Raw genomic sequence first — 21128 nt, 5'->3', positions numbered from 1 at the left:
TTAATGCAGATAGGTAAAATACCTGGAGATAAATTAAAAGAGATTGTCTTAAATAAAATCAATTATAAACGGGATGATGTTTTACTACATGCTGGTATTGGCGAAGACACGGCAGTCATTGACCCAGCTAATGACTTAATAGTGATTTCTTCTGATCCTATTACTGGTGCAAGTAAGAATGCAGGCTATCTTGCAGTTCATGTTTCCTGTAATGATATAGCTTCTGCCGGGGCTAAACCACTTGGTATCCAGGTTGTTCTACTTCTGCCGGCTGAAATTACTGATCAGGAAATAGCCGGACTAATGGAAGAGATTAATGATACTGCCCGTAAGATAGAAGTAGAGGTATTAGGTGGACATACAGAGATTTTATCTGCTGTAAATAAACCCATTATTGTAGTAACTGCAGTTGGCAAAGCTGTCAGGGGTAAATTTGTTTCATCGGCAGGGGCTGAACCTGGTGATGATATTATTATAACAAAAGGTATTGGTATAGAAGGTACTTATATTCTGGCTAATGATTATTATGATGAATTAAGTAAAATGGGAGTAAAACCTGAATTATTAAAAAGAGCCTGTTCTTATGGTGATAAACTAAGTGTAATAAACGAGGGTATCATAGCAGCCCGGATGGGTGCTAATGCCATGCATGATATTACTGAAGGGGGTCTTTACGGCGCCTTTGAAGAACTATCTCAGGCAACTGGACTAGGTTTTGAATTATATGAAGATAAACTCTTATTAACAGAGGAAACAGCGGTTATCTGTAAGATGATGGAAATAGAGCCGACAGCCCTTATTTCTTCTGGAAGTATGCTAATAACAATAGAAAATGGAGAAGAATTGATAAAGGAGCTGGCAGATAACGGTATTGAAGCAGCTGTGATTGGTAAGGTTACTCCTGGGGGTAATTATGTTTATAAAAAAGGAAGTAAAGAAATATTTAATTGGTCTGGCAAAGACGAATTATGGAGAGTGATGGAATAGATTCCTTTTTTTTCTTGACTTTGAAGGTTGGGCAGGTTATAATTTATTATAACAATAAAAAAGGTGGTGTAACTGTTGGAAATTACTGAAGTCAGGGTATTTTTAACTTCTCAGGAGGGTCCTACTAAGGCTTTTGCGAGTGTTACTTTTGATGATTCATTTGTAGTAAAGGATATGAGGGTTGTTGATGGTAAGAAAGGATTATTTATCTCTATGCCGTCCAGAAAAGATAAAAATGGTGAATTTAGAGATATTTGTCATCCCATTAATAATGACACACGGAATCTAATACATGATGCAATTATAGATAAATATAATGAAGAGATTGCATAATTGCTAAGTAGGACAGGGGCTTGATAAAGGCCGCTGTCTTTTTACTGTCAAGGCTTAGTCTATTACCTTGACAAAAGTAATCCAGTCTGTTATACTTCTAACGGTTAAAGGTATTATTAAGGGGATATTAAATGAGATTATATGTAATGGCAGAAGACCTATATCAACATAAACTAGCTATAATACTTGGACGTGGCAAGAGGTTAAGGAAAATACTCAAGCACTATCCAACTGAGAAGAAATTTAAGGCTGCTTCAACAGAAGAACTGGCTGAAGTAATTGGTATAAGAAACTATGAATCTGTTATTTTAAAAAAATTACAACAAATTGATACAACCTATGATGAAATGATTACTTTTTTGGTTGATCCTTCCTGGAGTAAGAAACCAAGGGCCCGGAGAATTATGGGTATTGATACAGAATACCTAAAAAGTAAGCTTGATTTGATTCAATATGTTATACTTGATGGACTGGAATATATTTCTTCCGGAATAATTTTTACCAATAATAAATTAGCTAAGTCGGTAGATATTGTGGACGGAATTAATTGTTTACGAAATGTTATAGAAGAGTTTAAGCCAGATATAATTGTGGGACATAATTTTAATTCTGATATTTCTATCCTGGAGTCTGCTTATGGGGATGAATTACCTGAATTATATTTCTATGATGATACAATGGATTTACTGGCAGATAGTAATCTGGCTAATATAATCGGCGGGTCAAGTCTTAATAAAGCAGTGAAAAAAGTCCTTAACACCGATGTAGTTGGTCTTTTTAGTGCTTATAATAATCTGGATTTACTTGTGCAATATGGTATTAAAGATGCCTTGTATCCAGTATATCTACGTTACTATATTTTGAATGGTAGATTACCTGCTCTAGATTTTAACCTGAAATTGACTAATATAATTAAAGAAGAAAATCGTTCTTTTCTTGAAACAGATCAGTTTCATATTTTAATTAATAGACAGGGAGGATAAAGATGTCTGATTTATTATCTATTATATTAGCAGCTGGGGAAGGAACCCGGATGAAGTCTGACTTAACTAAAGTCCTCCATCAGGTTGCTGGAAAACCTATGGTGGAACATGTTATTGATAATATTAATGAAATAAACTCCCAGGTAGTAGCAGTTGTGGGCCATCAGGGTGATAAGGTAAGTAAATTGCTTGAGGGAAAAGGGGTTAAGTCAGTACTGCAAAAAGAACAGCTGGGCACAGGTCATGCTGTTTTACAGGCTGCGAGTTATATTAAGGAACATCAAGGTTCAGTACTGATCTTATATGGTGATACACCATTACTAAGTCCCCAGAGGCTTAAGCAGCTTGTTCGTCAGAGGGAGGAACAGGGTGCTGCAGCTGCAGTCCTTACTGCTTATTTAGAAGAACCTTCAGGCTATGGTAGAATTATTCGTGATAATAATGGTTATATAGAGAGGATTGTTGAAGAAAAGGATGCTTCAAGTACTGAAAAGGAAATCAAGGAGATTAATAGTGGGGTTTATTGCTTTGATAGCAAATGTTTAGAGGCTGCCCTGACCAGATTAGATAATAACAATGCCCAACAGGAATATTACTTAACAGATACAATAAGTTATATTAATGAAACAGATGGTGTTATAATACCTGTGGTCTGTGAAGATAATAATGAAATAATTGGGGTTAATGATCGAGTTAACCTTTCGTTGGTAGAGAAAATAATTAGAAAGCGGATTAATAATTGTCATATGAAAAATGGTGTTACTATTATTGATCCGACTGTAACATATATTGATGAAGGTGTTACAATAGGTCGTGATAGTATTATTTATCCCTTTACATATCTAGTAGGAAAGACTGAAATTGGTTCATATAGTGTAGTAGGTTCACACTGCAGATTAAATAATGCAAAAATAGCCGATAAAGTTAATATTGTAGACCACTGTATAATTCAAGATAGTAAAATAAGTGATGGTGTAAATATTGGACCTTTTGCTTATATACGGCCAGGTTCGATAGTTGAGAAAGGGGCGAAAATTGGTGATTTTGTTGAACTAAAAAAGGCAAGGATAGGGGAAAATAGTAAAGTGCCTCATTTAAGCTATGCTGGTGATGTAGAGATTGGGAAAGGGACTAATGTTGGTGCCGGTACTATTTTTGCTAATTATGATGGTCAGGATAAGCATAAAACAAGGATAGGTGATAATGTTTTTATTGGGAGCAATACTACTATAGTTGCCCCGATAAGTATAGGAGATGGAGGTAAGACAGGGGCAGGCTCTGTAGTGACTAAAGATGTTCCAGAGGCTGTTACTGTAGTTGGTGTCCCTGCCAGAACCTTTGATAAGACTAAGGGAGGTAGTGAGGATAATTGATGTCTACATACAGTGACAAATTAAAGATTTTTGCTGGGAATTGCCACCGTGCTCTCGCTAAAGAAATTTGTGATTGTTTGGGAACCGAATTGGTAAGTGCGGAGATATGTCGCTTTAAGGATGGTGAGATAGGTGTAACCATTGATGAAACAGTACGGGGGGCTGATGTTTTTGTTGTTCAACCAACAAGTCCACCCGTAAATGAGAATATTATGGAGTTACTGGTTATGATTGATGCCCTTAGAAGGGCTTCTGCCCGTAGAATAACGGCTGTAGTACCATATTACGGTTATGCCAGACAGGACCGCAAAGCACAACCGCGCGATCCGATAACAGCAAAACTTGTTGCTAATTTAATTACCAAAGCAGGTGCCCGTAGACTGTTGTCTGTTGATTTCCATGCACCACAGATACAGGGTTTCTTTGACATTCCAGTAGATCATTTGTATTCTGCACCTATTATGATAGATTATTTTAAAAACAAGGGTTTGAAAAATCTTACTGCTGTAGCACCAGATGTTGGAGCAGTAAAAAGGGTTAGACAGCTGGCAGAATCTTTAGATCTGCCAATAGCGATTATTGATAAAAGAAGACCTAAGGCTAATGTGGCTGAGGTTCAGAATGTTATTGGTGATGTCTCAGGCAGGAATGTAATTCTGTTTGATGATATTATTGATACTGCAGGTACTATTACTCAGGCTGCTAAGGTTTTAAAAGAAAAAGGGGCTGATAATGTATATGCCTGTGGGACACATGGTTTATTCTCTGGACCTGCCATTGAAAGATTGAAGGCTGCCCCATTTAAAGAAATAATTGTTACCAACTCCATACCCCAGAACCTTGATTGTGGACTGGACAATCTTAAGGTTCTATCAGTAGCACCATTATTTGCTGAAGCAATAGACCGTATTTTTAAGGACCTATCAGTAAGTGTTTTATTCTAAAAGGGGAATAATTATTGGACACTTGCTGAAATATAAGATGGATGGTATAATATGATTTAGAACATATTTTTTTACTAGCTGTGTTTGAATAAGTAAAGGAGAGGATTGTTATGGAAAGATATAATCTAAAGGCTGAGTTAAGAGCAGAAACTGGTAAGGGTGTTGCCCGGAGATTAAGAAGAGAAGGCTTTGTACCAGCTGTAGTATATGGTAAGACCCGTGATTCGCAAGCACTGACTATTAATCCGGAAGACTTAAAACATAAAATGAGTGGGAATGCTATCTTTGATATGACATTAGATGGTGACCAGGAAACAGTAATGATCAAAGAGGTACAGAAAAATCCAATTAGTGGAGATATTCTGCATATTGATTTCCATCATATTTCAATGGATGAAAAGATTACTATATCAGTACCCCTCAATCTTACAGGAAATGCTGTTGGTGTAGCAGATGGTGGTGTACTACAGCAGTTGCTCAGAGAGATTGAAGTTGAATGTTTACCTCTTAATATTCCTGAAGAAATAGAACTGGATATCTCTGCTCTGGAAGTAGGTAATTCTCTACTAGTAAATGATATTGATATTCCAGAAGATATAGATGTTGTTACCCCTCTTGATGAAGCTGTTGTAACTGTTGTTGTTCCAACAGAACTGGTTGAGGAAGAGGTTGAAGAAGATGATGATGAATTTATGGAACCAGAAGTAATAGGTGAAGAAGATGCAGAGGAAGAAACAGCTGAAGAAGAGGATGAGGAATAGGTTACTTAAATGGTTAAAGACCCAGGGGGAGTAAAATGTATTTAATTGTTGGTCTGGGTAATCCTGGTGATAAATATAGTTCTACCCGTCATAATATTGGGTTTAGGGTTGTCTATAATTTGGCGGGGGATTTTGATATTACCGGTACAAGGCATAAGCTTAAAGCTATTCTTGCTAAAGGACAGATTAAAAATAAGAGGGTAATATTAGCCCAACCGCAGACATATATGAATAAAAGTGGTGAATCTGTAAAGTTGATTCTTGATTATTTTAAGGTACCGCTCAATAAAGTTATCGTTATCTATGATGATATGGATTTGCCAACAGGGAAAATTAGAATAAAGACTGCCGGAAGTCCCGGGGGTCATAATGGCCTTAGGTCGATTATAAATTGTCTGGGAACAAATAAAATACCAAGAATACGTGTAGGTATTGGCCGTCCACCGGAGGGTATGGCTACTACAAACTATGTACTAGGTTATTTTTCTAAAGATGAGGATAAATTAATTAATGAAGCAATTAAAAATATTAGTGGAGCTATCCCTATTATTATAACAGATGGCTTTGAGGCTGCTATGAATAAGTATAACTAAATAAATAAAAGGCCCGTGCTTTTTAGCAGGGGCCCTTTTGATATTTGTATAAGGGAAGGAAAAATATGGTGTTGAATTCTTTGTTTTTAAACAATAAAAAAATAGCTGATTTCTTATTGGCCTTAAATGACAGGCAAAATCTCATGGTTAAGGGGCTTGTTAATTCACGGCTGAATTTTTTTATAGCTAATATAATTGAGAGACTACCTGATAATATACTTCTGGTAGTAAATGATACCTACCATGTTGAACAATACTATGAAGACCTGATTCGTTTTTTGCCTGAAGAAAGGGTTTTGATATACCCTGAAATTGAAGTTCTACCACATGAGCAAATAGTTGAGGATTATAAAGAACTTGGTAGTAGATTAAAGGTATTACAGGAACTAACAATTTTCCCTGATAAAGCCAAAATTGTAATAACTACTACTGCCAATTTATTAAGGACGACCATGCCACCTGAAGCCTTTGAAAAATATTCACTTTACCTTAAAACTGGGCAGGAAATGAATCTTTCTAAATTGGTTTCTTCTCTGGCTGTACTGGGCTATAAAAGGAGTGAAATGGTTGAGGAAGCAGGTGAATTTAGTGTGCGTGGTGGTATTGTTGATATTTATACTCTTTCTGTTGAGAAACCTATCAGGATAGAGTTTTTTGGTGATGAAATTGATTCAATAAGGTCATTTGACCTGGGATCCCAGCGCTCGTTTCTTGAGTTGGAAGAGATTGTTATACCACCATCCAGGGAAATTGTTTTTTCAAAGGATGATTTTAATAGGGTAGTACCGTTTATTCGTAAGGAATACCAGGATACGATAAAAGCCTTGAAAAAATCGGGTAATGATGAAGAAGCTGATTATTTATTAGATAGAATGAATGATAATTTAGAAAAATTATCTGAATTGAATGATTTCCCTGGCAACCAACAATTTTTGCCTTTCTTTTATGAGCCTGCTTCTCTTCTTGATTATTTGCCGGAGAAGGCGGGAATTTTTATTAATCAGGCAGGGAGATTCTGGGAAAGGGTTAGACACCTTGATAGAGAGTTAATGGCAACCCAGGCTACCTTGTTGGAGCAGGGGAGTGTAACACCTGGATATAGGGGAAATTTTCTGGATATTAATCAGCTTATTGAGGAATTAAGTAAATATAGTAATATTTTATTTTCTTCAGATATAGCTAGTACAGTATCTCCTATAGATACTAGCAAAAGCTTTTTATTTACGACAAGGGGTGTTGAACCATATCACGGTAAACTTCCTTTATTATTAGATGAATTAAAAAAACTTCAGGATAATAAGTACCGGGTGATGATAACCTTAAATTCCAGGACCAAGGTAAGTAGACTTATTAAATATCTACAAGAAGAGGAGCTGTTGGTGATTAAGGAAGGGGATTCCCTTAAACCTGGAGAGATTATGGTCAGGGAGGGAAGTCTGGCAGAGGGTTTTATTTTTGAGGACCTTAAATTAGTTGTCTTTACAGAAAAAGAGGTCTTTGGTCAGGCTCAGAAGAAAAAACGGCAGCGGTTACATGACCTGGAAGAAGGTGTGAACATCTCATCATTTGAAGAGTTAAGTATTGGTGATTATGTTGTTCACGAAAATCATGGAGTAGGGAAATATACTGGGGTAGAAACTCTGGATATTCAGGGTAAACACCAGGATTATCTGGTTTTACAATATGCTGGTGAAGATAAATTATATGTGCCGACTGAACAGGTTAATTTAGTTCAAAAATATATTGGTGCAGACCAGAAACCGCCTAGCTTATATAAACTGGGTGGGAGCGAATGGAAAAAGGTCAAACAAAAGGTAAAGGATTCAGTAAAAGAAATGGCTGTTGGTCTTCTCGAATTATATGCAGAACGGGAGACAGTTGAAGGATATAGTTTTTCTAAAGATACGGTCTGGCAGCAGGAGTTTGAAGAGGCTTTCCCTTATGAAGAGACACCTGATCAGTTGCAAGCTATCAAAGATGTAAAACAGGATATGGAAGCTGATACCCCGATGGATCGTTTGTTATGTGGTGATGTAGGTTATGGTAAGACAGAGGTTGCGATTCGTGCTGCTTTTAAGGCTGTTATGGATGGCAAGCAAACAGCCGTTTTGGTTCCGACTACTATACTTGCCCAACAACACTATAATACATTTGTAGAAAGAATGAAAGATTATCCAATTGCAATTGAAATGATTAGCAGGTTTAGGACCCGTTCTGAGCAGAAGGATGTCTTAAAGAGGCTAGCCCTGGGAGAGGTTGATATAATTATTGGGACACACAGGCTACTATCTAAAGATATTATTTTTAATGATCTGGGGTTATTGGTTGTTGATGAAGAACAGAGATTTGGAGTTACACATAAGGAGCGTTTAAAGGATTTTAAAAGAAATGTGGATGTACTGACCCTATCAGCAACCCCGATACCAAGGACTCTTCATATGGCTCTTGTTGGGGTCAGGGATATGAGTGTTATTGAAACACCACCACAAAATAGATATCCGATCAGGACTCATATTAGTGAATTTAATCGCGAATTAGTACGTGATGCTATTAGAAAAGAGATAGGCAGGCAGGGACAGGTATATTTTGTACATAACAGGGTAGAAGATATTGAGGAAAAGGCAGATATGGTTAAAAAATTAGTACCTGAAGCCAGGGTTGCCGTAGCACATGGTCAGATGAATGAACATAAACTGGAAAAATTAATGATGAATTTTTATAATAATGATTATGATGTGCTGGTCTGTACAACCATTATTGAGACTGGTCTTGACCTGCCGAATGTTAATACAATTATTGTTAATAGGGCTGAAATAATGGGTTTAGCTCAATTATATCAGCTGCGCGGCAGGGTAGGGCGTTCTAACCGGGTTGCTTATGCCTATTTGTTATATGAACGGGATCGTATTTTGCCGGAGGTTGCTGAAAAGCGTTTAGGTGCAATTAAGGAGTTTACAAATCTTGGTTCTGGTTTTAAGATTGCTATGCGTGACCTGGAAATCAGGGGTGCAGGTAATTTATTGGGTCCTGAACAACATGGTCATATTGCTACAATTGGTTTTTCTTTATACTGTAAACTACTTGAAAATGCAATTGAAGAATTAAAAGGTCAAAAAGATGAAGATAAAATGGAAGTTGAAATAAAGTTAGCAGTAGATGCCTATATACCTGATGATTATATTACAGATGCAAAGCAAAAAATTGAAATATATAAAAAAATAATGGCTGTTAAAAAGGAAGAGACCCTCAGTAGTCTTATAGATGAGTTGATAGACCGTTTTGGCGATCCTCCGGAGGTAGTGGTTAATTTGATTAATATTAGTAAGATTAAAATTGCTGCCCGTAAACTGGGTATAAATAAAATCACCTATAATAACAGTTATATTGTATGTTATTTTGCAAGTGCTAAAGATATAGATCCTGATATATTATTTAAATTGATAGACAGACATAAAGGAAAGATAAGAATAAAGTCAGGAAGGACACCATCTCTGGGAATTAAAGGTAAAGACATCATGTTTTTAGAAAAGATCCTACAGGATTTTATTGTTCTTTCTGGAAAATAAATCACCTGTATACAAGACCCTTGTTTTTTGATTTGTTATTTTTGTGGGTCAGGATTAGTAACCTTATCTTAGATAGTATAAATTTACCTTCTATGGGAAAGCTATTTTTAGAAACCCCTTCCTCTTAAATATTGACAGCAAATGTATATTACAGGTGATTGGGGTCAGAACTCAAAGGGAGGTGATTTGCTGGGTTTCCGGCAGTCTATGAAAGCAACAGGGATTGTAAGAAGAATTGATGATCTGGGCAGGGTTGTTATCCCTAAGGAGATAAGACGTACAATGCGTATCAGGGAAGGAGAGCCACTTGAAATCTTTGTTGATCGGGAGGGTGAAGTTATACTTAAGAAATATTCCCCGATCGGTGAATTAAGTGAATTTGCCCAGGAATATGCAGATGCATTAGCTGAAGAGACAAATCATGGGGTATTTATACTGGACAGAGATGTGATTATAGCCGTTTCAGGTGTTCCGCGAAAGACTTTCCTAGAAAAACAAATAAGTAGTGATGCAGAAAAGGTAATGGAAGATAGAAGGGCATCTATCATAAATGATAAAGGAGTAGATTCCTTTTGCCAGGGTATTGGTGAAATTGAGGATTATTCTTTCAATTCATCTGTAATGGCACCCATTATTGTGGAAGGAGATCCTATTGGAGTTGTAGTAATGAGTGCTAAGGAAGAAGGGCAGGAAATGGGTGAACTTGAAATGAAGCTGGCCAATACAGCCGCTTCTTTCCTGGCTAAGCAGATGGAGCAGTAATAATATTTACTTAATCCCCCTCTGTTCCTAATAGGAGGGGGTAATAAAAAAATATATATGCTTACTTATATTTGTTTTTGTTTAAAAGAATATGATATCGGAAAAGATAAATAATACATTAGGGGAAGGATGTATTAGAGATGGGCGAGGAGAAGGCGCAAAGCTTTATTAAGGGTGCTGCTATTTTGACAGCGGCTGGTCTGATTGCTAAAGTGATGGGGTTTGCCTATAGGATAATCTTGACCAGGATTATAGGGACCAGAGGTATGGGACTATACCAGGTAGCTTATCCTGTTTATACTACCCTGCTAGTTGTTTCCCGTTCAGGAATTCCTATTGCCCTGGCTAAGTTAATCTCTGAAAAGATTTCATTAGGTGATAGAAAGGCGGCTTTCCAGGTTTTTACAGTTGGGAGGTATATGGCCTTTTTTATTGGATTATTTGTTTCAATTTTGATGGCTGTTCTGGCTAAACCCCTGACTGTATTGTTTAAATGGGGGCCTGAGGCATATTATCCAATACTGGCTATATCTCCGGCAATTTTTTTTGTATCACTGATGGCTACCTATCGAGGATTTTTTCAGGGCTTACAGAATATGGTGCCTACGGCTATATCTCAGATTATAGAGCAATTTATTAGAATGATTACAATGATAGGGTTGTCTTATTTATTATTAAGTAAGGGCCTTGGAGTGGCTGCTGCCGGGGCTACTTTTGGTGCTGTGACAGGATCTATTGCTGGACTTTTAACTTTAATTTTTATATACTATAGAAAGAGGAAAAAAATATGGAAGTTTATAAGGGATGGTAATAAAGTATCTGTTAAACTGGCAAATACGGGTCAGTTTATACGGGAGATAGCTTTATTAGCTGTACCCATAACATTAGGGGCTTTGGTACAACCCCTGATGAATTTAGTCGATACTATTATTGTTCCTATGCGTCTACAGGCAGGGGTGCTGGTACAGGACCCGATGGCCTTATTTGGGGAACTGACTGCAGTTGCTATGACATTGGTTAATTTCCCAACTATTATTACCATTTCACTGGCAACAAGTCTGGTGCCGTCTATCTCTGAGGCCTTTGCTTTAAATAAAGAAAAGCTTATTAAGTATAGAACTCAAGCAGGCCTGCGTCTGGCAGTATTGATTAGTCTGCCGGCAGCAGCAGGGCTTTTTGTGCTGGCTGAGCCTTTAACAACAGTGATTTTTGCTGTGCCTACTGCAGCAGCAATCTTAAGGATATCGGCCTGGGGTGTCTTATTTATTGGACTACAACATACCAGTTCAGCTATTTTAAATGGAATAGGTAAAACCAGGGTTCCTGCAGCAAATCTATTGCTGGGCGCCTTAATTAATGCCTTGATCAATTATGTATTGACTGCCCACCCCGCTTTTGGGATAAAGGGTGCTGCTTTCGGTACAGTAACAGGTTTTGCAGTTGCTGCTTTATTGAATTTAATATATGTTAAAAAATATACCCACTTTTTGCTTGATTTAAAGGCTCTGGTGATAAAACCAGTTTTTGCTGTTGGAGTAATGGGATTGATAGTTTACAGGGGTTTTTCCTTAATAGACTTTTTATTAAGTAAAATAACCAGGTATCACTATTCGGCTGCTACATTTATAATAGTATTATTAGCAGTAATACTATATTTTTTAATTTTACTTGTGATTAAGGCGATTAGATATAATGACCTGTTAATGATTCCTAAAGTGGGGAAGAGTTTTGCTGAAAAATTAAAAAAAATTGGGTTAGTGAGGAATTAATTATGGATAAAGAAAAAATGGCAGAGGAATTAAATCGTTTGGTAGATATTATGGAGGTATTACGCGGGCCAGATGGTTGTCCCTGGGATAAGAAACAGAATTATAATTCTTTAGAGCCGTATATTATTGAAGAGGCCTATGAAGTTGTAGAGGCCCTACAGAGGGAAGATATAACAGCTCTAAAAGAAGAACTGGGTGACCTTTTGCTTCAGGTTGTTTTCCAGGCTCAGATCGGGAAAGAGCGAGATGACTTTACTTTAATTGATGTTTTGGAGGGTATCAACAATAAACTAATAAGACGTCATCCCCATGTTTTTCAAGAAAAAAAGCTTAGTTCAGCTAATGAAGTAAAACATCTTTGGGAAGAAATAAAGAAGGAAGAAAAAATTGAATCGGGTAAAAGAAAAGAATCTATTCTAGATGATGTTTCCCAAGCTCAAACAGCCTTAAATCAAGCTGATGAGCTGCAGAAAAAAGCTGCTGAGGTAGGGTTTGATTGGTCAGATATAAAAGATGTGGTTTGTAAAATTGAAGAAGAGTTAGGTGAAGTTACGGCTGCAATTGAAGAGAATGATAAAACTGCTATAAGTGAAGAGATAGGTGATTTATTATTTGCGGTTGTAAATCTTGCAAGATTTAGTCATGTTAATTCTGAATTAGCATTATTAAAGACAATACTCAAATTTAAGGACAGGTTTAGGTATATTGAAGAAAGGGTTAAGGATAAAGGTGCGGTTTTAGAAAAACTAGCTTTAGATGAATTGGATGAGTATTGGGAAGAAGCAAAGCATAAATTATCATACAATAAGGAGGATTATTAATGAATAAATATTTTTATACAGGAATAATATTATTACTTACTTTTATTTTTATATCAACTAGTCTTTATGCAGCAGATTTTGAGGCAGGGGTAGAATCGGCAATTTTAGTGGATTACGAAACGGGGCAGGTATTATTTGAAAAAAATGCAAATGAAGTTCTTCCACCTGCCAGTATCACAAAAATAATGACTCTCCTATTAGCAATGGAGGAGATAGAAAAGGGAACAATTAATTTAGATGATAAGATTTCAATTAGTAAACATGCCCAATCAATGGGTGGTTCTCAGATATTTTTGGCAGCAGATACAAGGGTTGAAGTCGAGGACTTACTTGAGGCTGTTACTGTAGCATCAGCTAATGACGCTAGTGTAGCTATTGCGGAGGCTATTGGTGGTACTTATAGCAATTTTGTAGGTCAAATGAATGAAAGAGCTGCAGAATTAGGGATGGAGAATACAAATTTTGTAAATTCCACTGGTTTGCCTACTGAACATGGAGAACATTACTCAACCGCTAGAGATATTTCTATTATGGCTAGAGAGTTAATCAAACATCCAAAGGTTCTTAAATGGGCTTCTATTTGGCATGATATATTACAACTGCCCAATAGGAAGGCAGATTTAACAAATACTAATAAATTAATAAACAAATATCCTGGCATGGATGGATTAAAAACTGGTCATACCCAGGAAGCAGGCTTCTGTTTGGCTGCAACAGCTAAAAGGGAAAATATGCGGCTTATATCGGTGGTTTTAAAGGCAGAAACAGAACAGGAACGGGAAGAAGTAACATCCCGTCTGTTAGATTATGGATTTAATGCTTTTATTAAGGAAAAGGTTGTTGAGCAGGGAAGCAAAGTTCAAAATATTAACATTGCTGATGGGAAAAAGACGACTACAACAGCTGAAGCTGCCAGGGACTTATATGTTGTGATCAAACGGGGTAGTAAGAATACCATGGAAAGGGAAATTAAACTTAAAGATGGATTATCTGCTCCGATAAAAAAGGGAGAGGTACTTGGTCAAGAGGCAATAATACAGGATGGAAAGGTTCTAGCAGCTGTAGACCTTCTGGCAACAGAAGATATAGCAAAAGCGAATATATTTGTGAGACTCTGGAGAGGGTTTCTTAATTGGATTGGTAGTTTGATCGGGAAATTTATTAATTAAATTATCAAATATAAATTTGTATGTACTAAAAAAGCCGACTTGGTCGGCTTTTTTAAATTGTAAAAAATCTTAATAGATTGATTGTAAATAGTTTACTTTGTTTATAGTTAAACTAAATTATATATTTCCTCCAAGTAATAACAGTATAAGAATTAAGAAGACTATAAATATAAAACTGTCACCACAGAGACCACCTCGGCCACAGTGTTCAGCAACATTACCCATTTTATCACCTCCCAATTACTATGTTTATGATAATATATGATTATTATATATATAATGTGAAGGTGTATGAAATGAATAATATCTCTAGTTTAAGAGAGACTACTACTGTTATCAAAATATAAAGGGGGATTATTAATGAAGTTTACACGGCTGTTTCTCTTTATTTTTATATTTATAATTATAATGACTATGGCTGTAGCATGTGATAATCAGGCTAGGGTTAAAGGGGTTAGAGAGCGGAATAGATTAGAAAAGGAGCCAGAAATAGTTGTTAAACTGACAGATGGTCAGGAAAAGCAGATGAAATTTGAGGAATATATAACCGGGGTTGTAGCAGGTGAAATGAAAAAGGGTTGGCCTGCTAATGCCTATGCAGCACAGGCTATAATTGCTCGTACCTTTGCATTGAAATATATGGATGAGAATAAGACAAATGTTATTAGTGGAAGTTATGAATTTGCTCAGGAGTTTAAGCCGGAAAATGTTACCCAGGAATTAGCTGATGCAGTAAGTAAAACCCGTGGTGAAGTTGTAGTACATCAGGATGATTATATTAAGGGTTGGTTTCATGCCAGTGCTGGAGGCCAGACTACGTCTGCTAAAGTAGGACTTGCCTATGAAAAAGATGAACCACCATATATTAAAATTGTAAATTCACCAGATGAGATGGCTCCGGAAGATGTTCAAAATTGGACCATTGAATTTTCTAATAGAGAGATTGAAGAAGCCTTAAGTAGTATGGGGAAAGATATAGGTGTTCTTGAGAAAGTTATTATTGAAGATAGGGATAGAACAGGTAGGATCATTGACCTCAGTTTTAAAGGAAGTAAAGGAAGTGCTACAGTAAAGGCAGCCAATTTCAGGAATGAGTTAGATCCAAAAAGATTAAAATCAACGAAGATATCAGAGATAAAAAAACAGGATGATAGGTATAGTTTTAGTGGTGCAGGTTTTGGTCATGGTGTGGGAATGAGCCAGTGGGGGGCATATGCTATGGCTAAAGATGGTCGTTCACCAGAGGAGATTGTTTCTCATTATTTTAAAGATATAGAGATCGTTAAAGAATATGATTGAACTATTTCCCCAAAAAGTTCTTGACAGTCTGGCAAGATGATGTTAGAATATATTTTGTCGCCACAAAAGATGGTGATAAACAACGCTGTCAGAACAGGGGTTAGGAGTTAGTAAAATTAATTTCAAAAACCCCTTGACAGGAAACGACAGAGATGTTAAGATATATCTTGTCGCCGCTAAAAGCGGTAAAGAGTTGGAACTGATAAGTAGATATGATAAAAGACTATTTATGAAAAAACTACTTGACAGTAATCGACAGAGATGATAAGATGTAAAACGTCGCTGTTAATACCACTTGGAGAATGACTTTTGAAATAAAATAAAAGTTCTTGACAAGTGAGGTTAAAAGTGATAAGATGTAATTCGCTGACAGATAATAAAAAGTCAGTGAGATAAACAAATAATGTTCCTTGAAAATTGAACAACAAGCAATGACGCAAGTGCGAGCCTTTTTTAAATAAAAGGCAAGTATCCAAAAGAGTTCAAAAGTATTCAAAGAGTCACAAATAATCTATTAAAATTTTTAATGGAGAGTTTGATCCTGGCTCAGGACGAACGCTGGCGGCGTGCTTAACACATGCAAGTCGAACGACCCGCCTTAACAGATTCCTTCGGGATGAAGATAAGATCCGGGTAGTGGCGGACGGGTGAGTAACGCGTGGAGAACCTGTCTCTCAGTCAGGGATAACCTGGCGAAAGCCGGACTAATCCCAGATAGCCTTAAGAGTAAGCATTTACACTTAAGTAAAGGTGCCTAGGCATCGCTGAGAGGTGGCTCCGCGTCGGATTAGCTAGCTGGTGAGGTAATAGCTCACCAGGGCAACGATCCGTAGCTGGTCTGAGAGGACGATCAGCCACACTGGGACTGAGACACGGCCCAGACTCCTACGGGAGGCAGCAGTGGGGAATCTTCCGCAATGGGCGCAAGCCTGACGGAGCAACGCCGCGTGAGTGATGAAGGCCTTCGGGTCGTAAAGCTCTGTCCTTAAGGAAGAACCGTCAATGCAGGAAATGGCATTGACCTGACGGTACTTAAGGAGGAAGCTCTGGCTAACTACGTGCCAGCAGCCGCGGTAATACGTAGAGAGCAAGCGTTGTCCGGAATTACTGGGCGTAAAGGGTACGCAGGCGGATAGGCAAGTCAACTGTGAAATATACCGGCTTAACCGGTAAGGTGCATTTGAAACTGCCTATCTTGAGTGCAGAAGAGGAGAGCGGAATTCCTAGTGTAGCGGTGGAATGCGTAGATATTAGGAAGAACACCAGTGGCGAAGGCGGCTCTCTGGTCTGCAACTGACGCTGAGGTACGAAAGCTGGGGGAGCAAACGGGATTAGATACCCCGGTAGTCCCAGCCGTAAACGATGGACACTAGGTGTTGGTGGTTCGAATCCATCAGTGCCGGAGTTAACGCGATAAGTGTCCCGCCTGGGGATTACGGTCGCAAGACTGAAACTCAAAGGAATTGACGGGGGCCCGCACAAGCGGTGGAGCATGTGGTTTAATTCGATGCAACGCGAAGAACCTTACCGAGGCTTGACATCCCGTGACCATCTATGAAAGTAGAGTCTAGTCTTTGACTACACGGAGACAGGTGGTGCATGGCTGTCGTCAGCTCGTGTCGTGAGATGTTGGGTTAAGTCCCGCAACGAGCGCAACCCTTATCCTTAGTTACCAGCAAGTAAAGTTGGGGACTCTAAGGAGACAGCCGGTGAAAGCCGGAGGAAGGTGGGGATGACGTCAAGTCCTCATGCCCTTTATGCCTCGGGCTACACACGTGCTACAATGGTCAGTACAGAGGGGAGCGAAGCTGTGAAGTGGAGCAAATCTCAGAAAGCTGATCCCAGTTCGGATTGCAGGCTGAAACTCGCCTGTATGAAGTTGGAATCGCTAGTAATCGCAGGTCAGCATACTGCGGTGAATACGTTCCCGGGCCTTGTACACACCGCCCGTCACACCACCCGAGTTAGATGCACCAGAAGTCATTTGCGAATGCCAAAGGTGTGTCTGGTAAGGGGGGTGAAGTCGTAACAAGGTAGCCGTACGGGAACGTGCGGCTGGATCACCTCCTTTCTAAGGAGAATGCGTCAAGCTTGTTGTTCAACTTTGAGGGAACGTTAAAAATGTTTCCTTAAACTGTTCTTTGAAAACTGCATACAGGAAAAGACGAAGGTACCAGAAAGGAAGTAAGAGGTCTGAGGTAAGAAGTAAGAAACCGAAGACGGAAACTTCTAGGAAGGTACTACAATTTTCTAAGAAGAAAGATTAAGCTAATAAGGGCTTACGGTGGATACCTAGGTACCTGGAGCCGAAGACGGACGTGCCAAGCTGCGAAAAGCCGCGAGTAGCTGCTAAGAAGCGTAGATACGCGGATATCCTAATGGGGAAACCCGGCGGTCGAGAGGGCCGTCATCATATAGTGAAAGAAGTAGCTATATGAAGGGAACCGGGGGAAGTGAAACATCTAAGTACCCCGAGGAAAAGAAATCAAAAGAGATTCCCTAAGTAGCGGCGAGCGAAAGGGGAAGAGCCTAAACACATTTAATGTAAGGCTACAGCCGTTGTTAAATGTGGGTTTAGGATAATCATGAGTGAGACTGTAGAATCACAAAGGCAGTTGAATCTTTAGCCGAATGACCTGGGAAGGTCAGCCAGAGAGAGTAAAAGCCTCGTAGGTGAAAAGGAGAGACACCTTAGATTATCCAGAGTACCACGGGACACGAGGAACCCTGTGGGAAGAAGGGAAGACCATTTTCCAAGGCTAAATACTACCAGGTAACCGATAGTGAACAAGTACCGTGAGGGAAAGGTGAAAAGAACCCCGTGAGGGGAGTGAAATAGAATATGAAACCGTAAGCTTACAAGCAGTGGGAGGACTATTAGAAAGTCTGACCGCGTACTTTTTGTAGAACGGACCGGCGAGTTATTCTTAGTAGCGTAAGGTTAAGCCAGAAAGGTGAAGCCGCAGCGAAAGCGAGTCTGAATAGGGCGCAAGTTACAAGGAATAGACCCGAAGCCAGGTGATCTACCCATGACCAGGGTGAAGCGGGAGTGAGAACCCGTGGAGGCCCGAACCAGGTGATGTTGAAAAATCATTGGATGAGTTGTGGGTAGGGGTGAAAGGCCAATCGAACCTGGAGATAGCTGGTTCTCCTCGAAATAGCTTTAGGGCTAGCCTCAAGGAATAAAACTAGGCGGTAGAGCACTGATTGGACTAGGGGCCCAACAAGGTTACCGAATCCATTCAAACTCCGAACACTTAAGTTTATAAGCCTTGGGAGTCAGACTACGTGGGATAAGCTTCGTAGTCGAAAGGGAAACAGCCCAGACCACCAGTTAAGGTCCCAAAGTACAGACTAAGTGGGAAAGGAAGTGAGGTCGCAAAGACAACCAGGATGTTGGCTTAGAAGCAGCCATACATTTAAAGAGTGCGTAATAGCTCACTGGTCGAGCGTCCTTGCGCCGAAAATGTAACGGGGCTAAAGTCTGTCACCGAAACTGTGGAGTTTAGAGGTTGGAGGTTAGAGGTTAGAAGTTGGAGTCCGGGCGAAAAACCTGGGCAAAAACCTTTACGGTTGAAGTTATGAGGTGAAAAATTGATAAAAAGCTATGAAGATTTAGAAGTTTATCAAAAGGGATATAAATTAGCCTTGAAAATTCACCAACTAACACAACAATTACCAAAGACCGAGAGATATGAATTAGGAAGTCAAATGAGAAGAGCAGCAGTATCGATACCTGCCAATATAGCAGAAGGCTATGGAAAAAAAGAATCAAGTGCAGAGTTTAGAAGGTTTTTATTAATGAGTTTAGGTTCATGTAATGAATTACAGGTATATGTAAAAATGTGCAAAGACTTAAATTACATTAATAAAGAAATTGCTGAAAAACTTCTTAAAAGTTATGATATACTAGGAAGACAGTTAAATACCATGATCCAAAAATGGGTTTAATGTTTTTCCAACTTCCAACTTCCAATCTCCAACTTCTAAATTGGTAGAGGAGCATTGTATAGTGGAAGAAGCTGTACCGTAAGGAGCAGTGGACGGTATACAAGAGAGAATGCCGGTATGAGTAGCGAAAAGAGGGGTGAGAATCCCCTCCGCCGAAAGTCTAAGGTTTCCTGAGGAAGGCTCGTCCGCTCAGGGTAAGCCGGGACCTAAGCCGAGGCCGAAAGGCGTAGGTGATGGATAATTGGTAGAGATTCCAATGCCGCTATTAATCGTTTGAATGAAGTGGGGACACGGCAAGAAAGACAAAGCACACGACTGGAGGTGTGTGCAGAAGCCTAAGGTAGGAATAAAGAGGCAAATCCCTTTATTTAACTATCGAAGGTGATCTGGACCCGAGAGAGGGGAAGTTGTCAAACAAGCTGTCAAGAAAAGCCACTAGTGAGATTAATAGTGCCCGTACCGCAAACCGACACAGGTAGACGGGATGAGAATTCTAAGGCGCGCGAGAGAACCCTTGTTAAGGAACTCGGCAAAATGACCCCGTAACTTAGGGAGAAGGGGTACCACGAAAGTGGGCACAGCAAAGAGGCCCAAGCGACTGTTTAGCAAAAACACAGGTCTCTGCTAAGTCGTAAGACGAAGTATAGGGGCTGACGCCTGCCCGGTGCTGGAAGGTCAAGGGGAAGTGTTAGGTGAAAACCAAAGCATAGAACCTAAGCCCCAGTAAACGGCGGCCGTAACTATAACGGTCCTAAGGTAGCGAAATTCCTTGTCGGGTAAGTTCCGACCTGCACGAATGGCGTAACGACTTGGGCACTGTCTCAACAAGGGACTCGGCGAAATTGTAGTACCAGTAAAGATGCTGGTTACCTGCGACAGGACGGAAAGACCCCGTGGAGCTTTACTGTAGCCTGATATTGGGTTTTGCTAAAGGATGTACAGGATAGGTGGGAGGCTAAGAGCTTGGTACGCTAGTATCAAAGGAGCCGCAAGTGGGATACCACCCTTTCTTTAGCGGAATTCTAACCAGAGGCCATAAACTGGTCATGGGACATTGTCAGGTGGGCAGTTTGACTGGGGCGGTCGCCTCCCAAAAAGTAACGGAGGCGCCCAAAGGTTCCCTCAGTGCGGATGGAAATCGCACGAAGAGTGTAAAGGCAGAAGGGAGCTTAACTGTGAGACCAACAAGTCAAACAGGTACGAAAGTAGGGCTTAGTGATCCGGCGGTATTGAATGGAAGAGCCGTCGCTCAACGGATAAAAGTTACCCCGGGGATAACAGGCTTATCTCCCCCAAGAGTTCACATCGACGGGGAGGTTTGGCACCTCGATGTCGGCTCGTCGCATCCTGGAGCTGAAGCAGGTTCCAAGGGTTGGGCTGTTCGCCCATTAAAGCGGTACGCGAGCTGGGTTCAGAACGTCGTGAGACAGTTCGGTCCCTATCCGTCGCAGGCGAAGGATACTTGAGAGGAGCTATCCCTAGTACGAGAGGACCGGGATGGACACACCGATGGTGTATCAGTTGTTCCGCCAGGAGCATAGCTGAGTAGCTAAGTGTGGAATGGATAAACGCTGAAAGCATCTAAGCGTGAAACCAGCCTCAAGATTAGGTATCCCACTCGCAAGAGGTAAGCCCCCTGGTAGATGACCAGGTTGATAGGTTGGAGGTGGAAGTGTGGTAACACATTAAGCTGACCAATACTAATAGGGCGAGGGCTTAATCTTAACTTTAAAAATTATTTTCCTGTATGCATTTTTGAAAGAATAGTTTATTGACAACTAAGATAGATATGCTATAATATGTGATGGATTATAAAA

The 21128-nt window shown here is 39.5% G+C and carries 14 protein-coding genes and 2 rRNA genes; all 16 read left to right on the top strand.

Annotated features, from left to right (window positions below; genetic code table 11):
• The first annotated feature begins 3 nt into the window (after positions 1-3).
• The 16 genes from D7D81_RS00545 (at position 4) to D7D81_RS00475 (ending at position 21035) form a co-directional block, all read left to right on the top strand.
• Positions 4-987, top strand: a complete 984-nt coding sequence (locus D7D81_RS00545) for an AIR synthase family protein (RefSeq protein ID WP_125986294.1) — start codon at positions 4-6, stop codon at positions 985-987.
• Positions 988-1062: 75 nt separating this feature from the next.
• Entirely contained in the window at positions 1063-1320 is a 258-nt protein-coding gene (gene spoVG, locus D7D81_RS00540; protein ID WP_125986292.1) for a septation regulator SpoVG, read from the top strand.
• Positions 1321-1451: 131 nt separating this feature from the next.
• A complete protein-coding gene (locus D7D81_RS00535) occupies positions 1452-2303 on the top strand; it encodes a hypothetical protein (RefSeq protein WP_125986290.1) in 852 nt (283 codons plus the stop codon).
• Between the two features lie 2 nt (positions 2304-2305).
• The gene (gene glmU, locus D7D81_RS00530) at positions 2306-3676 is read left to right on the top strand and encodes a bifunctional UDP-N-acetylglucosamine diphosphorylase/glucosamine-1-phosphate N-acetyltransferase GlmU (RefSeq protein WP_125986288.1); all 1371 of its coding nucleotides are present in this window, start codon (positions 2306-2308) and stop codon (positions 3674-3676) included.
• Positions 3676-4620, top strand: coding sequence for a ribose-phosphate diphosphokinase (locus D7D81_RS00525; protein ID WP_125986286.1), 945 nt, complete (start codon positions 3676-3678; stop codon positions 4618-4620). The genes glmU and D7D81_RS00525 overlap by 1 nt, the downstream gene beginning before the upstream one ends.
• Before the next feature lie 110 nt (positions 4621-4730).
• Positions 4731-5381 (top strand): 50S ribosomal protein L25, encoded by a 651-nt coding sequence (locus tag D7D81_RS00520; RefSeq protein WP_125986284.1) that lies wholly within the window; start codon positions 4731-4733, stop codon positions 5379-5381.
• A gap of 35 nt (positions 5382-5416) precedes the next feature.
• Positions 5417-5974 (top strand): aminoacyl-tRNA hydrolase, encoded by a 558-nt coding sequence (gene pth / locus D7D81_RS00515; protein WP_125986282.1) that lies wholly within the window; start codon positions 5417-5419, stop codon positions 5972-5974.
• A gap of 65 nt (positions 5975-6039) precedes the next feature.
• Complete coding sequence (mfd, locus tag D7D81_RS00510; protein ID WP_125986280.1) at positions 6040-9540, top strand: transcription-repair coupling factor; 3501 nt, start codon at positions 6040-6042, stop codon at positions 9538-9540.
• 207 nt (positions 9541-9747) lie between these two features.
• Complete coding sequence (gene spoVT, locus D7D81_RS00505; protein WP_125986278.1) at positions 9748-10302, top strand: stage V sporulation protein T; 555 nt, start codon at positions 9748-9750, stop codon at positions 10300-10302.
• A gap of 140 nt (positions 10303-10442) precedes the next feature.
• The gene (locus D7D81_RS00500) at positions 10443-12071 is read left to right on the top strand and encodes a putative polysaccharide biosynthesis protein (RefSeq protein ID WP_125986276.1); all 1629 of its coding nucleotides are present in this window, start codon (positions 10443-10445) and stop codon (positions 12069-12071) included.
• A 2-nt stretch (positions 12072-12073) separates the two neighbouring features.
• A complete protein-coding gene (gene mazG / locus D7D81_RS00495) occupies positions 12074-12892 on the top strand; it encodes a nucleoside triphosphate pyrophosphohydrolase (RefSeq protein WP_125986274.1) in 819 nt (272 codons plus the stop codon).
• Entirely contained in the window at positions 12892-14061 is a 1170-nt protein-coding gene (locus D7D81_RS00490) for a D-alanyl-D-alanine carboxypeptidase family protein (RefSeq protein ID WP_125986272.1), read from the top strand. Before mazG ends, D7D81_RS00490 begins: the two co-directional genes overlap by 1 nt.
• 360 nt (positions 14062-14421) lie before the next feature.
• The gene (locus D7D81_RS00485) at positions 14422-15360 is read left to right on the top strand and encodes a SpoIID/LytB domain-containing protein (protein WP_125986270.1); all 939 of its coding nucleotides are present in this window, start codon (positions 14422-14424) and stop codon (positions 15358-15360) included.
• A gap of 133 nt (positions 15361-15493) precedes the next feature.
• Positions 15494-15625, top strand: a complete 132-nt coding sequence (locus D7D81_RS19970; protein ID WP_286170011.1) for a hypothetical protein — start codon at positions 15494-15496, stop codon at positions 15623-15625.
• Positions 15626-15883: 258 nt separating this feature from the next.
• Positions 15884-17431, top strand: a 16S ribosomal RNA gene (locus tag D7D81_RS00480).
• Between the two features lie 190 nt (positions 17432-17621).
• Positions 17622-21035: ribosomal RNA gene (locus D7D81_RS00475) — 23S ribosomal RNA — on the top strand.
• Together the 16S and 23S rRNA genes form the textbook arrangement of a ribosomal RNA operon.
• Positions 21036-21128 lie beyond the last annotated feature (93 nt).

The organism is Halocella sp. SP3-1 (assembly GCF_003953885.1).
GTDB lineage: Bacteria > Bacillota > Halanaerobiia > Halanaerobiales > DTU029 > Iocasia > Iocasia fonsfrigidae.
This window is presented reverse-complemented; position numbering and strand designations above follow the sequence as displayed.